A 13998-nucleotide genomic window follows, 5' to 3' on the forward strand; every position below is an offset into this window, starting at 1 on the left:
CACCGCCATGCCCAAGCTGCGCGTCCTCTACATCGTCCACAACCACCCCGCCCTGCACCCCGGCGGCACGGAGATCGTGGCGCACGAGTTGTTCCGGGCGATGAAGGCGGACGGCGACGTCGATGCCATGTTCCTCGGCTGCGCCATGGCGCAGCAGCGCGATCCCAAGCCGGGAACGCGGTTCCAGACGGTGGGGCGCTCGGCCGACGAGATCCTTCTGTGGACCGGGCACGCCGACCGCTTCTTCCTGTCCCAGCTCGACCTCGGCGGCGTCGTGCCGGACCTGGAGGGGCTGCTGACCAGCTTCCGGCCGGACGTGGTCCACTTCCACCACGCGCTGATGATCGGCGTGGAGATGCTGTTCGTGGTGCGCCGGGTGCTGCCCAAGGCGAAGATCGTCTTCACGCTGCACGACTACTATCCGATCTGCCACCGCGACGGCACGATGCTGAAGGCGCCGGACGACACGCTGTGCCAGCGCGCCACGCACGACGCCTGCCACGGCTGCTTCCCGTCGGCCGACGCCTGGAAGTTCTCGCTGCGCGAGCGGCACATCAAGGGGATGCTGTCGCTGGTCGACCGCTTCGTGGCGCCCAGCCATTTCCTCAAGCAGCGCTACGTGGATTGGGGGCTGGAGGCCGAGCGCATCACGGTGCTGCCGAACGGGCGCGCCCCGGTGGAGCCGACTCCGGCGCGTCCATTGCCGCAGGGCGGGCGGCGCAACGTCTTCGGCTTCTTCGGGCACATCAACCTGTACAAGGGCGCCAACGTCCTGCTGGACGCGGCGGACGCGCTGGTGCGCGCCGGGCGGCGCGACTTCGCGGTGCACCTGCACGGCGGCATGCTGTTCCAGACCGACGACTTCAAGGAGCGATTCGAGGCGAAGCTGAAGGACTTGGCCGGCGTGGTGAGCTGGCACGGCCTCTACGACGCCGCCCGCGTGCCGGAGCTGATCCGCAAGGTCGACTGGGTGGTCATGCCGTCGATCTGGTGGGAAAACGCGCCCCTGGTGATCGAGGAGGCGTTCGCCCACAGGCGCCCCGTCATTTGTTCCGACATCGGCGGCATGGCCGAGCGCGTGGCGGACGGCGTGAACGGCCTGCACTTCACCGCCGGCTCGGCCCCTGCGCTCGCCGCCACGCTGGCCCGTGCGCTGGACGAGCCGGATCTGTGGGGCGAACTTCAGGCGCACATTCCCGCCACGGTCGGCGTTGCTGAGTCCGTCCGCCGTCATCAAGCGCTTTATGAGGGCGCTCTATGAGGGCGCTCTGCGAGGACAAGGCGTCAGCCAAGCACCAGGATGTCCTCCACCCCCGCCGCGTCGGCAAAGCCGCTGCGGCGGTCGAGTAGCCGCAGCCCCGCCTCGTCCAGCAGCGCAGCCAACTGCCCGTCCGTCATCCAGGCGTAGCGCAGCGTCTCCACGCTCCTGTGCAGCACGCGCCCGTCGGCGTGGAGCAGCGCGTACTCCACGTGCTGGGCGCAGACTTGCCGCTGCCGGTCGACTTCGCGGCCGGCGATGCGCACCTGCAGCATCGCGTCGTGCTCATCGAAACGGACGGTGGTCCGCTGATCCGCCAGCGTCGCCTCCGGGATGTCGGCGGACAGCACCGCGGCACCGGCGAGGTGCAGCACGATGCGCCCCCCATCCGCCCGGTGCGCGTTCAGGCGGGCCAGCCCCGCCCGCCGCTCCGCGTCGGTGTGCAGGTGGTTGAAGACGTAGAAGGGCGCGATCACCAGGTCGAACCGGCGACCGAAATCGAACGCCGTCAGTTCGCCCACCGCCAGCCGCGCGGCCAGCCCCGGCGGCCGGTTGCGTTCGGCGGCGGCCAGCATGTCCGGCGAGCGGTCGAACCCGGTGACCTCGTACCCCCGTTCGGCCAGCGCCCAGGCGACCCGTCCGGTGCCCACCCCCGCCTCCAGGATCGCACGCGGCGGCGAACCGGCGAGAGCGGCGTAGAACGCCACGTCGCCATCCAGGTGCCGGTGGCACACCGCGCTCATGACGTCGTAGAAGCCGATGCTGAGGCTTCCGGGCGCGTAGTAGTCGGTCATCGCCCTTTCTCGCCGCCTCCGCTCAGGCTTCGATCTCGTCGCCCCCGCGCGCCCGCTTCAGCACGGCGTAGAGGTCGTCCCACACGCGCTCCCCCTCCTCCGGTGCCCACGGTTTGACGACGCGCGGCTCCTCGGCCAGATGGAAGGGATGGCTGAGCGACAGGTTGGGGTTGTAGAACGGGTCCTCCAGCAGCGTGCGCCCCCACTTGGCCCACAGCCGGTCGCCTTCGGTTTCCAGCAGCATCTTCTTGTGCGGCGTCAGATAGATGCCGCGCGAGGCGGATTCATAGTGGTGCAGCTCGGCGTGTGGGTTCATCAGCACGCGGTACCCGGCCGCGTTGATCTTCAGGCACAGGTCGACGTCGTTGAAGTTCACGTGGAAGTTCTCGGCGTCGAAGCCGCCCACCGCATCGAACACCGCCCGCCGCATCACCAGGCAGGCGCCGGTCACGGCGGCTGCCGCGTGGATGGCGCGGGCGCGGGCGTAATAGCCGGGATCGTCGCGCGTCAGGCCCAGGTGGTGGTGCCCGGCGATGCCGCCCAGGCCGGTCACCACGCCGGTGTGCTGCACCGTGCCGTCGCGGTAGTACAGCTTGGCACCGACCGCACCGATTTCCGGCCGCACCGCCTGCACCACCATCTCGCTCAGCCAGTCGCGCTCCAGCGGTTCGGTGTCGTTGTTGAGGAAGCACAGGATCGTGCCGGTGGTCAGCCGCACCGCGTCGTTGTTGAGCGCCGCGTAGTTGAACGGCCCCGGCGCCCGCTGCACGCGCGCGCGCGCCGTGCGCTCCAGCATCTCCATGTAGGCCAGCGTGTCGGGATCGGTGCTGCCGTTGTCGACGATCAGCACCTCGATCTCGCCCGGGTAGTCGGTGCCGGTCAGCACGCCCTCGATGCAGGGCTTCAGGAAGTCCAGCCGGTCCTTGGTCGGCACGATGACGCTGACGCGGGGTGCGGGATCCGGCAGCGGCCGGCGCACGCGGTAGCCGGCCGTCGTTTCCTCCACGCCGGCTTTCACGCCGATGCGCTCGAAATGGTCGCGCAGCGCGCGCAGCGCCGCGACGGTGCTGTAGGGCTTGGCGTTCGGGTCGGCGGCGGTGGAGCCGGCGATGGCACGCCAGTGGTACAGGATGAAGGGAACGCGGTGGATGTGCCGCGGCTCGATCTGCTCGATCACGCGCAGGGTCAGGTCCCAATCCTGGCTGCCGTGCGTGCCCAGGCGGAAGCCGCCGACCGCCCGCACCCGGTCCAGCCGGTAGACGGCGAGGTGGCAGACGTAGTTGTGCACGTAGAACAGGTCGAGGTCCCAGCCGCCTTTGAAATACGGGTTGTGGCGGGTGCCGAACTCGTCGACGAGGTCGTGGTCGCTGTAGACCAACTCGGCGTCGGGATGCTCGTTCAGCGCCTCGGCCATCACGTACAGCGCGTGCTCGCTGAACAGGTCGTCGTGGTCGAGGAAGCCGACGTGGGTGCCGGTGGCGATCTCCAGCCCGCTGTTGCTGGCGGCGGCGATGTGGCCGTTTTCGGCGCGGAACACCGCCTTGATGCGCGGCTCCTCCGCCATGTGCCGTTCGATCAGCGTGCGCACCGCCGGGTCGGTGGAGGCGTCGTCGGCGATGCACAGCTCCCAGTGCGGGTAGATCTGGTCGCGCACCGAACGGATGGCGGCATCCAGGAACTCCAGCGCCGGGTTGTAGACCGGCAGCACCACGGAAAAGCGCGGGTGCACGGCCATGCCGGCGATGCGCGCGACGATGGCCGGGCGGTCCTCCTCGTCCAGCTCGTGGTGCTCGTCCAGCCACAGCTGGTAGGTGGAGGGGAATGTCCTTGCCAACTCCATGTATTCCGCGCGCCGGCCCAGATCGATCGCCAACTTGCGCAGGGCGGCCAGCGCCTCTTCCCGCACCGCGCGGTCGGCGGCGGCGGCGGCGAAGTGCGCGAACGCCTCCTCCGTCTCGCCGCGGTCGCGCACGATCTGGCCCAGGCGATGGCGCACCCGGCCGTCCTCCGGCGCGATGGCGAGGATGCGGCGCAGCAGCTTCTCCTCGGGCGCGGTCTCGCCGGCCATGGTGCTGGCGCGCGCCAGATAGCGCAGCGCCTCCGCATGGTCGGGCTCCAGCGCGTGCGCGCGCTTGAGGATCGCCACGGCGTCCGCCGCGCGCCCCTGCGTGATCAGCAGGCGGCCCAGCTGATAGGTGCCGCCGACGTTCTGCGGGTCCAGTTCCAGGATACGCTCGAAACACTCCAGCGCCTCCGCCTCGCGGCGCAGCGGCGGCAGCGTGACGCCCAGGTTGTACAGCGTGTCCAGGTCGTCGGGGCGCAGCCGCAGCACGGCGCGGAACTGCTCCGCCGCCTCGTCCAGGCGGTGCGTCTTGTGCAGCGCCACGGCCAGCGCATAACGCTTGGGGGCGTCGTCGGGTTTCAGTTCCACCGCGCGGTGCAGGTGGTAGCGCGCGTCGTCGTCCTCGCCTAGGCGGGTCAGCAGGGTGGCGAGGTTGGCGTGGCTGTCGGCGTGGTGGGGTGCGCGCCTCAACACCCCGCGAAAGCATTCCGCCGCCTCGCGGTCGCGGCGCTGCATGCCGAGAAGCGCGCCCAGCGTGAAGCGCGCCGTCGCGTGCTCGGGGTCGCGCGTCAGCGCCTCGCGCAGCCAGCGCTCGGCCGTCGCCGGATCCTTGCCCTGGTGCAGCAGGCCCAGGCTGAAGGCGGGGCGCGGATCCTTCGGCTTGAGCGACGCGACGCGGACGAACAAGCCGACCGCCTCGTCCGCCCGCTGCGCGCGGGCCAGCGCCACCGCCTGCTGGAACAGCGCGTCGGGGTCTTCCGTGGCGACCGCGATGCTACCGTCCGGTTGCGCAGCCTGCGTCATAACAACCTCTGCATGAACAAACTCTTGTGTGCGGCGCACGCGTCGCCGACAACATGCGGGTAGTCGCAGGATACACGGATCCCTGTCAACTCCGGCCTTCGTCATGGGATAGAGGATACCGCTTTCGGTCGTGACGAAGGCCGGCGCCGGATGCTATCTCCTGGCACGAGCGGGGTCGGCGGGGCGCAGCGGATGGGACGAATTCTCTATTATTGCGAGCAGGGGCGGATCACCGGCGGCATCAAGGTGTCGTACCGCCACGTCGATACGCTGCGCCGCAACGGTTTCGACGCGGCGATCGTGCACAAGCACGTGGAGCGGCCCGACTGGTTCGCCGCCCCCGACGTGCCAATCCTGTCGGCGGACGAGGTGGTGCTGTCCCCCCGCGACGTGGTGGTGATCGGCGAGGACAGCCGCTTCACCCTGCGCGGCGTCGCCAACACCCCGGCGCGCAAGGTGCTGCTCTGCCAGAACCATTATTACGTCGCCTTCGGCCTCCACGGGGCCCGCGACTTCTCCGGCTTCGGGATCGAGGCGGCGCTGTCCACCGGCGACGTCGTCACCGCCTTCCTGCGCCGCCGCTTCCCCGGCCTGCCCGTCGCCACCGCGCACCTGGCCATCGATCCGGCGCTGTACCGGCCCCGGCCCAAGCAGCTGCGCATCGCCGCGATCCCGCGCAAGCGGCCGCACGAGATGGAATACATCCGCGACCTGCTGCGCGCCGAGCACCCGGAGCACGCCGGCGTCCGCTGGGCCATCCTGAAGGACGCGGCCGAAGGGCTGGTGGCCCGGGTGATGGGAGAGTCGGCCGTCTTCCTGTCGCTGGCACGGCTGGAGGGCATCGGGCTGACCGGGCTGGAGGCGATGGCCAGCGGCTGCGCCGTCACCGGCTTCCTGGGCGACGGCGGGCGCGAGTACGCCAGCGCCGAGAACGGCTGGTGGGCGGATGGGGAAGACCTCGACAGCGCCGTCCGCCAGCTCGCCGCGTGCCTGACGGCGGTGCGCGGCGGCACCGCCGAGACGCGCATCGCCGCCGGCCGCGCCACCGCCGCGCGCTACACGCTTGAACGCGAGGAGCGGGAACTGGTCGCCTTCTGGCGGAACTTCCTTACCTGACAGGCGTGTGCCCGGTCATTCCGGGCGGAGCCACATTGTGCTTGCATGGACCTAACCAATTCCTACATGCTCGCGTCAGGCATTATTTTGAGCGGGAATGGCTTCTTGAGCGAGCGCGGGTACTCGGTTCTCACCCCTTACCTCGTTCCGCTAGGTGCGCCAAAGCGAGTCAACGTTGGCGATGGATTCATCCTTGATTCCGCGATCCAGTTGATCGGCTTTCCTCCACGTCACCAGTTCTCGTCACGGGTAACGGTGGGGGGGCAGCACATCGAACGAATCAACGAGACGCGGTGTCTTGTCGTCGCGGGTGCGAACAGTCTGAAGGATGATCTTACATTTGCACCCGGCTTCGATAGGACGACTCTCGAAAAAATTCGGGTGCCGGTTATCGCACTCGGTCTGGGCCTGCACGAGGATCATACCCTGACGCGCGGACTGACCTCCGAATCCGCGCGCTTCGTCAGTGCAATGCTGGAGCGTTTCCCCCTCTTCTCCGTCAGGTGCGCCATGTCGGCGGACTATCTGAGGGCCGGTCTTGCCGATCGTGCCGAGGCGGTCGTTATGACCGGTTGTCCGGTGGCCTTCCCTGTTGACGATGTGGATCGCGGCTTCCAGCGCAAAGCCGTGTACGGTCTGGTGGTGGTAACGGTCACCGACCGTGATGTCGGTCGCCTGCAGGAACAGGTCAACATCATGCACGCCGCGCGTCGCCTGTTGCCAGCGCGACGGTACGTGCTGGCATTGCACCAGAGCCCGTGCGACGAGACATTGATTGCGGAAGCCGCTCGTCTGGGAATCGATGTTTTCGATAGCGCAGACTATTCCTCCTATCTCAGCCTTTATGCGGCGGCCGACGCGCATTTCGGGAATCGCGTGCACGCCCATCTCAAATGCCTGTCCATGGGAATCCCCAGCTTCCTTGTGCCTTATGACCGCCGGCACGAGGGATTTGCTCACACCTTCGATTTTCCTTTGATCGACGCCGATGCCGAGAGTCAGATCGCACATTACGATTTTGCACGCTTCGAAGGCCGAATGCACACATACAGGCCGATGATGAGCGACTATATCGCCCGTATCCGTACCATCATTGGCAAGGACGGTCGCGCGTGAAGCCGGCGGTCGCTCGGTCGATCGCGCATGTGCGCGACCGCGCCCTCACCTTCTGTGCGGGTAATCGGAAACTGGAACAGTTGGTCCATGCCGTGGAAATCATCGAGCAGGACCGTGTGCCGGGCATCATCGTCGAGGCGGGCGTGGCCATGGGAGGCTCCGCCATCGTAATCGGCCATGCAAAGACACTTGGCCGGCCACTTCGTCTGTATGATGTGTTTGCCATGATGCCGGCGCCGGGAGCCGACGACGGTCCCCACGCCAATGAGGTTTACCGGCGCTTCGTTGCCCGCCAGTCTTCATCCCCAACGGACAGAAACTATCTGGATCGCGTCGACGATCTGGCCCCGTTCGTTGTCGACAACCTGCGTGATGCCGGCTTGGATCTGAAACGCGATTCCATCTGCCTCTTGAAGGGCGATTTCCGCGAAACACTGCATGGCGATGAGGCGGTAGCGCTCGCGCACATCGATTGCGACTGGGTGGAATCGATCCGCGTTTGCCTTGAACGTCTGACAGGCCGCATTCCGCCGGGCGGCATCATCGTATTCGACGACTACGGATCGTTCGAGGGTTGCCGGCGCTTTCTCGATGCCTGGATTGATGACCACCCCGAATTCCAGGTTCTTAGCGCCGAATGGTCGCTCGTCGTTCGTCGTTACGCCGACCAACAGAAGGCAGGCGCCGCGCGCTGGCAAAGTTCGGCCAGCGTCCAGGGACGCTGGGTCGCGCGCGCCCGGTTGGCTGCAATGCTCGTCCCAAGCGGCAATTCCGTGCTGGATCTCGGTGCCGGAGGCATGGCCGTCGGGAATTACCTGCTGCCATCGTGCCGATACACGCCAAGCGACGTGGTTAAGCGCCGTGAAGACTGTCTTGTCGTGAACCTTGACGACATGACAACTTTTCCGGAGGACCGCTTCGATACCGTGCTGATGCTCGGCGTCATGGAGTATCTGAGGAATCCGGCCGAAGTGCTCGCCCGAATCGCCAAGACAGCGCCGCGCCTCGTGATGAGCTACTGCATCGGAACCGACGAGGCGCTGGCCTACCGCCGCGCACATGGCTGGATCAACGACTTCGACGAGGTCGGACTGCGCGCACTTCTTCAACGTGCCGGGTGGACGGTCGAGCGATGGCTCGCTATCGGCATTGCTGACCGCCATATGGAAGTTCTTATTGCTTGCAATCGCAGCAACCTGGGAAGCCCGTCATGATCTTTGCCTTCTTTCACACCGCGAGGGGCGGAGAGGTAGAGAAGGGCGACCGGGAGATGATTGCCCTTGCGGTCGACGGCATCCGCACCGCACACCCTGATTGCCGTGTCGTGATGTTGACCGACGAGCAGACAAGCTTCGACGGCTCGCTCGAACTGGATGCGGTGGTGCGCCACCCGGCTACCTTCGACACCGTCATGTACGATCGCATGGTGGCCCAGGCCGCGTTCGTCGACGGGCTTGCCGATGATGAAATGGTGGTTTTTCTCGACACGGACGTTTTGGTCGTCCGCCCGGTGACCTTCGCACGCCCGTTCGACGTCGGCGTCACTGTCCGCCCGACCGCGGAAATCGGCTTTCGTGTTGCAGAGGGCGCACCGCCGATGCCCTTCCAGGGAGGAGTGCTGGTGGCGCGCGGCGGTGCGGCGGCGCGTCGGCTCTTCCGCAAGGCGGTGGGCACTTACGATCGGATCGACCTGTCCCCGAAACTGCGCGCCTTTCATCCGGACGGCGTCAAAGGTTGGTATGGCGATCAATACGTCCTCTCTTCCATGCTGGGCCCCTACCTCGTGGAGGGGCGTCCCAGCCAGGTGACGTACGATGATGCCGTCGTTTCATTCTTGCCGTGCGACCGGTACAATCACAGTTTCGTGCCCGGCCAGAAAATTCACGTTTGGGATCTTCTGGGCCGCACAATGGTGCACTTCAAGGGCGAGAGCAAAGTCCTGATGCCCGTCGTGGCCGACGCCCTCCGCCAGTTGAAGGAGGTGTCGGCGGGTTATATGGCCGCGCAGGAGCACGAGCGAGCCGCAGCGCCGCCTTGCGGCGACGCATAGCCTCAATAGTCGCCGCCGCCGCCGCCGCCGCCGACGATGCCGACGCCGCCACTGAGTTCCTCACCCTCTGCCGCCGAGACGTAGCTCTTGGCGAATTTCTCGGGCCTGCCCTTGGCCAGCGCCGCCATGTCGGTCCACACGAAACCGTCCTTGCGCGGCTCGTAGCAGCGCTCGGGCGCGCCGCGGACGATCGCGGCGATGGTGTCGGCGTCGTGGCCGGTCACCTTGCGGAAGACGCCGTCGAAATAGCCGCCCTGGTCGTCGCGCAGCGCGGTGGAGGGAAGCAGCTCCCAGCCTGCCGGGCCTTCGGCCGGCTGCGGCGGCAGGCCGGCCTCCCAGGCGGCGGCCTCTTCCTCGGTCTTGAACAGGACGTAGACGGCGTAAAAGCTCTGGCGCGCCACGGCGAGGCTCCCTTCCGGCGACTGTGCGGCGCCGACCATATAGCGTGACTGCGCACCGGATGTCACCGCCGAAGGGATGCGCCCTACACCGCCCCGTCCGCCACCTTGCGCTCCCACGCCAGCGCGCTGCGGACGATGAGGTCGAGGTCCTCGTGGCGCGGCCGCCAGCCGAGCGTCGCGCGGATGCGGTCCGCCCCCGCCACCAGCGCCGGCGGATCGCCGGCCCGGCGCGGCCCCACGTGCACCGGCAGCGGCCGGCCGGTGGCACGCTCGACCGCCGCCAGAACCTCGCGCACCGAATAGCCGCGGCCGTAGCCGCAGTTCAGCGTCACGCTGTCGCCGCCACCCGCCAGATGCTGGATCAGGCGGACATGCGCGTCGGCGAGGTCGCTGACGTGGATGTAGTCGCGCACGCAGGTGCCGTCCGGGGTGTCGTAGTCGTCGCCGTGGATGGTCATGTCCGGCCGCTGGCCGGTCACCACCTGGGCGGCGATCTTGATGAGGTGGGTGGCCGCCTTGCCGCACTGCCCCGACCGCCCCTCCGGGTCGGCGCCGGCCACGTTGAAATAGCGCAGGATGCCGTAGCGCAGGCCGTGCGCGGCGCCGGTGTCGCGCAGCATCGTCTCCGTCATCAGCTTGGAGGCGCCGTAGGGGTTGATCGGCCGCGCCGGCGAATCCTCCGCGATCGGCAGGGTGTCCGGCATGCCGTAGACGGCGGCGGTGGAGGAGAAGACGAAGCGCTCCACCCCGCTGCGCACCGCCGTCTCGATCAGCGCGTGGCTGTTGACCGTGTTGTTGCGGTAGTAGGCGAGCGGCTTCTCCACCGATTCCGGGACGACGATGGAGCCGGCGAAGTGCATGACGGCGTCCACGCCGTGCCGCGCGATCGTGTCGGCCACCAGCTCCGCATCGCCGGCACTGCCCTGCACGAAGGGCACGCCGTCGGGAACGGCGGCGCGCCGGCCGGTGGAGAGGTCGTCCAGCACGACCACGCCGACGCCCGCCGCCTTCAGCGCGAGCACGGCATGGCTGCCGATGTAGCCGGCCCCACCGGTGACCAGAACGACGTTGCGTGGGCTCATGGGTGACTTTCCCGCGTTCGTGTCCGTGCGATGGCGAAGAACATAAGATCCGCCCCCGCCGCCGCCCATGCGCCTTCGGGGTAGGGCCCGATCATTGCAGGGTGACCCGCCGCGTCAGATCCACCACCGTGCCGCCGGCTCGCGTCAGGGTGAAGCGGCCGGTGTAGGTGCCGGCCGGCCAGCCGCCCGGCGGCCGTTTGCGCCCGGCGAAGGAGAACCACGCCACCCGGCTGTCCTTCACCGGCGTGCGCTGGTCGAACACGGTGCCGCCCGGCCCGTCGATGACGACGCGCGTCTCGTCCCCGGCCAGCACGCCCATAACGTCGGCCCAGAACACCAGCGCCTCGGCGTCACGCGGCAGCGTGGCGGCGGCGTAGGCGCCGTCGCGCGCCCGCTCGGTCTCCACGGGGCCGGGGGCGAAGCCGGCGGCAAGCCCGGCGGTCGGGCGGTAGGCGAGGACCGGCTCCACCTCGGCCGCCCACATGGGCGCGCGCGGGCCGCCGCAGCGCGGCGCCTCCGCCGGGCCGACGAAGGGGTCGACCGTCTTCCCCTGGTGCCGCACCTCGAAATGGACGTGCGGGAACTCCGTGTTGCCGGACAGCCCGACAAGGCCGAGTTTCTGCCCCGCCTCCACGCGGTCGCCGGCCTTCACGGCGACGCTGCCGCGCTTCAGGTGGGCGTACTGGGTTTCCCAACCGTCGCCATGCACCACCGCCACGCTGTTGCCGGCGTCGCGGCCCTGCAGCGCCTCGCGGCCGATCTTGCGGATGTTGACGTCGTCCATGCCGTCGCGCACCGCCCGCACCACGCCGGGGGCGGCGGCCAGCACCGGCACGCCGCGCTCCACCGCCGGCATGTCGGGCAGGCGGAAGTCGGTCCCCTTGTGCCCGTCGTAGCTCAGCCGGCCGCAGGTGTAGTCGGCGCGCTCCGGCCCCGGATCGGCGTCGACGTAGTTCTGCACCCAGCAGTCGGTCCCCGGCGAACAGGCGATGGGCAGGCGGAACGTCGGTGCCGCGCCGGCCGTCTGCGCCCGCGCCTGATGCCACAGCAGCAGCGTCACGCCGCCCGCCAGCAGGAAGGCGGCCGTCCAGGAAAGTCGCTTCACAGATCCTCTCCGCGTCGTTGCCCGTCGGCGTCCGACCCTGGCGGCAAAGATGGGCGCTTTTGCGGCGCGGGGAAGCCCCCCGTCAGGATGCGGCCCAGGCGCGCAGGTCCCGTGCCAGCCGCTCGATCACCGGCGTCCAGTTCCCCGGCTCCTCCTGCCGGTACAGGCGCAGGGTCGGGTACCACGGGCTGTCGTCCCGGTCGGTCAGCCAGCGCCAGCAGCCGTCGAAACGGGACAGCACCCACACCGGCCGGCCGAGGCCGCCAGCCAGATGGATCACCGAGGTGTCGACCCCGATCACGAGGTCGAGCCGGCCGACCAGCGCCGCCGTATCGGCGAAGTCGCCCACCTGGTCCATCGGGTCGGCCACCTCCAGCCCCGGCGGCGGGCGGCGCAGCTGGGCCGCCGCGTCGTCGCCCTTCTGCAGGCTGTAGAACCGCACACCCGGCGTGCCGGCCAGCGGCGCCAGCTGGTCGAGCGCGATGGAGCGGCGGCGGTCCACGGCGTTGGCGCCGGGCACCTCCTTGCGCGGGTTGCCGGCCCACACCAGCCCCACCTTGCGCGGCCCGCCGTCCGGCAGCCGTTCCCGCCACGCCGCCGCGTCGCGCGGATCGGGGTGCAGGTAGGGGACGTCCGCCGGGATCGTCTCCAGCCGCGTTCCGAAGGCCAGCGGCAGGCTGAGCAGCGGGCAGTGCACGTCGAAGTCGGGCAGCGACTCGCCCTTGGCGATGATCCGCGCGACGCCCTGCCCCGTCAGCGGCGCGAACAGCCGGACCAGCGGCGGCTGCACCTCCAGGATCACGCGCGCGCCGCGCGCCGCCACCAGTGGGGCGTAGCGCACGAAGTGCAGCGTGTCGCCCAGCCCCTGCTCGGCGTGCAGCAGGATGGTGCGGCCCGCGATGTCCTCGCCGGCCCACTGCGGCTGCGCGAAGTCGCGCGGCGGCGTGTTCTTGTTGCGCCAGCGCCACTCGTAGCGTCGCCAGCCGTCCTCGAAGTCGCCGCGGGTGAGCTGCGCCAGCGACAGGTTCCAGTGCGCGTCCACGTACTCCGCGTCGCGCTCCACCGCCTGACGGAAGCTGGCGATGGCGCGGTCCAGGTCGCCCCGCGCCTGGAAGGCGTTGCCCATGTTGTAATAGGCATAGGGCGGTGCCGCGCCCGGTTCTATGGCGCGGCGGTAATGCTCCATGGCCTCGTCGATGTGGCCCTGCGCCTTCAGCGCCACGCCCAGGTTGATGTGCCCTTCCGGGAAGTCGGGGCGGACGGACAGCGCGTGGCGGAAGCTGCGCACCGACTCGTCCAGGCGTTCCTGCTCCTTCAGCGCGGCGCCCAGGTTGTTGAACGCCTCGGCGTAGTCCGGCCGCACCGCCAGCGTGCGCTTCAGCGCCGTCTCCGCCGCCTCCGGCAACCCCAGCCCGGTCAGCGCGAGGCCCAGGTTGTTGCGCGCCTCCAGGTGTTCCGGGGCGAGGGCGAGCGCGCGGTCGAAGAACGGCAGGGCGTCGCCGGCCCGTTCATCCTCGCGCAGGATGTTGGCCTGGGTGAACCACGCCTCGGCGTGCTCCGGCCGCAGCGCGGCACAGCGCCGCAGCGCGTGCAGCGCCTCCGCCGCGCGGCCTTGTCCCTTGAGCGCCACCGCCAGATTGTAGCGCAGGTCGTGCCGGTCCGGGCGCAGCCGAACGGCGCGCGCGAAGCTCGCGGTGGCCGCGGCGCCCCGGTCGCCGTCGGTGAGGGCGAGGCCCAGGTTGCTGTGCGCCTCCGGGTGGTCGGGCTGCAGGGCGAGCGCCTGGCGGAAGCCGACGGCGGCCCGCTCCCGCTCGCCCATCTCGCGCAGCGTGATGCCCAGGTTGTTGAACGCCTCGGCGTTGTCCGGCCGGTGCTGGGCGGCGGCGCGGAAGCAGGCGGCCGCCTCGCGCCTCCGCCCGGCGGCGCGCAGCGCGTTGCCCAGGTTGTAGTGCACGCCGCCGTTGCCGGGGTCGATGATCAGCGCCGAACGGTACCAGGCGATCGCCTCGTCCAGCCGGCCCAGCGCCCGCAGCGCCACGCCCAGGTTGGCGCGGGCGCCGGAATGGCCGGGAAAGCGGGACAGGTAGCGGCGGTAGAGGGCCACCGCCTCCGCCAGCCGGCCGGCCTGATGGTGCTGCACGGCCAGCGGCAGACAGCGTTCGGGCGGTTCCGCGCTCTGCTGCGCCACCGACATGTGCCAAGGCTCTCCG

General features: G+C 69.3%; 11 protein-coding genes. 5 read left to right on the forward strand and 6 right to left on the reverse strand.

Features of this window, described 5'->3' with window-relative positions:
• Positions 1-7 precede the first annotated feature (7 nt).
• Positions 8-1261 (forward strand): glycosyltransferase family 4 protein, encoded by a 1254-nt coding sequence (locus VED21_RS28620; protein ID WP_324888531.1) that lies wholly within the window; start codon positions 8-10, stop codon positions 1259-1261.
• Between the two features lie 23 nt (positions 1262-1284).
• On the opposite strand, the gene VED21_RS28625 is transcribed toward VED21_RS28620, so the two are convergent.
• Both VED21_RS28625 and VED21_RS28630 read right to left on the reverse strand, forming a co-directional pair.
• Positions 1285-2052 (reverse strand): class I SAM-dependent methyltransferase, encoded by a 768-nt coding sequence (locus VED21_RS28625; protein ID WP_324888533.1) that lies wholly within the window; start codon positions 2050-2052, stop codon positions 1285-1287.
• A gap of 22 nt (positions 2053-2074) precedes the next feature.
• On the reverse strand, positions 2075-4918 hold the full coding sequence (locus VED21_RS28630; RefSeq protein ID WP_324888535.1) for a glycosyltransferase: 2844 nt from the start codon (positions 4916-4918) through the stop codon (positions 2075-2077).
• 192 nt (positions 4919-5110) lie between these two features.
• Here VED21_RS28630 and VED21_RS28635 point away from each other — a divergent pair, with 192 nt between their 5' ends.
• Genes VED21_RS28635 through VED21_RS28650 form a run of 4 tightly spaced genes read left to right on the forward strand, consistent with a single transcriptional unit; the run spans position 5111 to position 9200 of the window.
• A complete protein-coding gene (locus tag VED21_RS28635; protein WP_324888537.1) occupies positions 5111-6034 on the forward strand; it encodes a hypothetical protein in 924 nt (307 codons plus the stop codon).
• Between the two features lie 45 nt (positions 6035-6079).
• Positions 6080-7150, forward strand: a complete 1071-nt coding sequence (locus VED21_RS28640; protein WP_324888539.1) for a polysaccharide pyruvyl transferase family protein — start codon at positions 6080-6082, stop codon at positions 7148-7150.
• Positions 7147-8364, forward strand: coding sequence for a TylF/MycF/NovP-related O-methyltransferase (locus VED21_RS28645; protein WP_324888541.1), 1218 nt, complete (start codon positions 7147-7149; stop codon positions 8362-8364). Before VED21_RS28640 ends, VED21_RS28645 begins: the two co-directional genes overlap by 4 nt.
• Positions 8361-9200, forward strand: coding sequence for a hypothetical protein (locus tag VED21_RS28650; protein ID WP_324888543.1), 840 nt, complete (start codon positions 8361-8363; stop codon positions 9198-9200). The genes VED21_RS28645 and VED21_RS28650 overlap by 4 nt, the downstream gene beginning before the upstream one ends.
• 2 nt (positions 9201-9202) lie before the next feature.
• On the opposite strand, the gene VED21_RS28655 is transcribed toward VED21_RS28650, so the two are convergent.
• The 4 genes from VED21_RS28655 to VED21_RS28670 form a co-directional block, all read right to left on the reverse strand.
• Entirely contained in the window at positions 9203-9640 is a 438-nt protein-coding gene (locus VED21_RS28655; protein WP_324888545.1) for a hypothetical protein, read from the reverse strand.
• Positions 9641-9684: 44 nt separating this feature from the next.
• Positions 9685-10683 carry a UDP-glucose 4-epimerase GalE gene (gene galE, locus VED21_RS28660; RefSeq protein ID WP_324888547.1) on the reverse strand — a complete coding sequence of 333 codons (999 nt, stop codon included), beginning with the start codon at positions 10681-10683 and terminating at the stop codon, positions 9685-9687.
• Between the two features lie 91 nt (positions 10684-10774).
• Positions 10775-11788, reverse strand: coding sequence for a M23 family metallopeptidase (locus tag VED21_RS28665; RefSeq protein WP_324888549.1), 1014 nt, complete (start codon positions 11786-11788; stop codon positions 10775-10777).
• A gap of 82 nt (positions 11789-11870) precedes the next feature.
• Positions 11871-13982, reverse strand: coding sequence for a tetratricopeptide repeat protein (locus tag VED21_RS28670; protein ID WP_324888551.1), 2112 nt, complete (start codon positions 13980-13982; stop codon positions 11871-11873).
• Positions 13983-13998: the final 16 nt, after the last annotated feature.

Source organism: Azospirillum sp., from assembly GCF_035627195.1.
Lineage (GTDB): Bacteria > Pseudomonadota > Alphaproteobacteria > Azospirillales > Azospirillaceae > Azospirillum.

What these genes read in the sequence shown, in the direction of transcription:
- VED21_RS28650 (WP_324888543.1), top strand. Translation starts at nt 8,361, where the DNA reads ATGATCTTTGCCTTCTTTCACACCGCGAGGGGCGGAGAGGTAGAGAAG.
- VED21_RS28670 (WP_324888551.1), bottom strand. Translation starts at nt 13,982, where the DNA reads ATGTCGGTGGCGCAGCAGAGCGCGGAACCGCCCGAACGCTGTCTGCCG.
- VED21_RS28635 (WP_324888537.1), top strand. Translation starts at nt 5,111, where the DNA reads ATGGGACGAATTCTCTATTATTGCGAGCAGGGGCGGATCACCGGCGGC.
- VED21_RS28630 (WP_324888535.1), bottom strand. Translation starts at nt 4,918, where the DNA reads ATGACGCAGGCTGCGCAACCGGACGGTAGCATCGCGGTCGCCACGGAA.
- VED21_RS28640 (WP_324888539.1), top strand. Translation starts at nt 6,080, where the DNA reads ATGGACCTAACCAATTCCTACATGCTCGCGTCAGGCATTATTTTGAGC.
- galE (WP_324888547.1), bottom strand. Translation starts at nt 10,683, where the DNA reads ATGAGCCCACGCAACGTCGTTCTGGTCACCGGTGGGGCCGGCTACATC.
- VED21_RS28625 (WP_324888533.1), bottom strand. Translation starts at nt 2,052, where the DNA reads ATGACCGACTACTACGCGCCCGGAAGCCTCAGCATCGGCTTCTACGAC.
- VED21_RS28620 (WP_324888531.1), top strand. Translation starts at nt 8, where the DNA reads ATGCCCAAGCTGCGCGTCCTCTACATCGTCCACAACCACCCCGCCCTG.
- VED21_RS28655 (WP_324888545.1), bottom strand. Translation starts at nt 9,640, where the DNA reads ATGGTCGGCGCCGCACAGTCGCCGGAAGGGAGCCTCGCCGTGGCGCGC.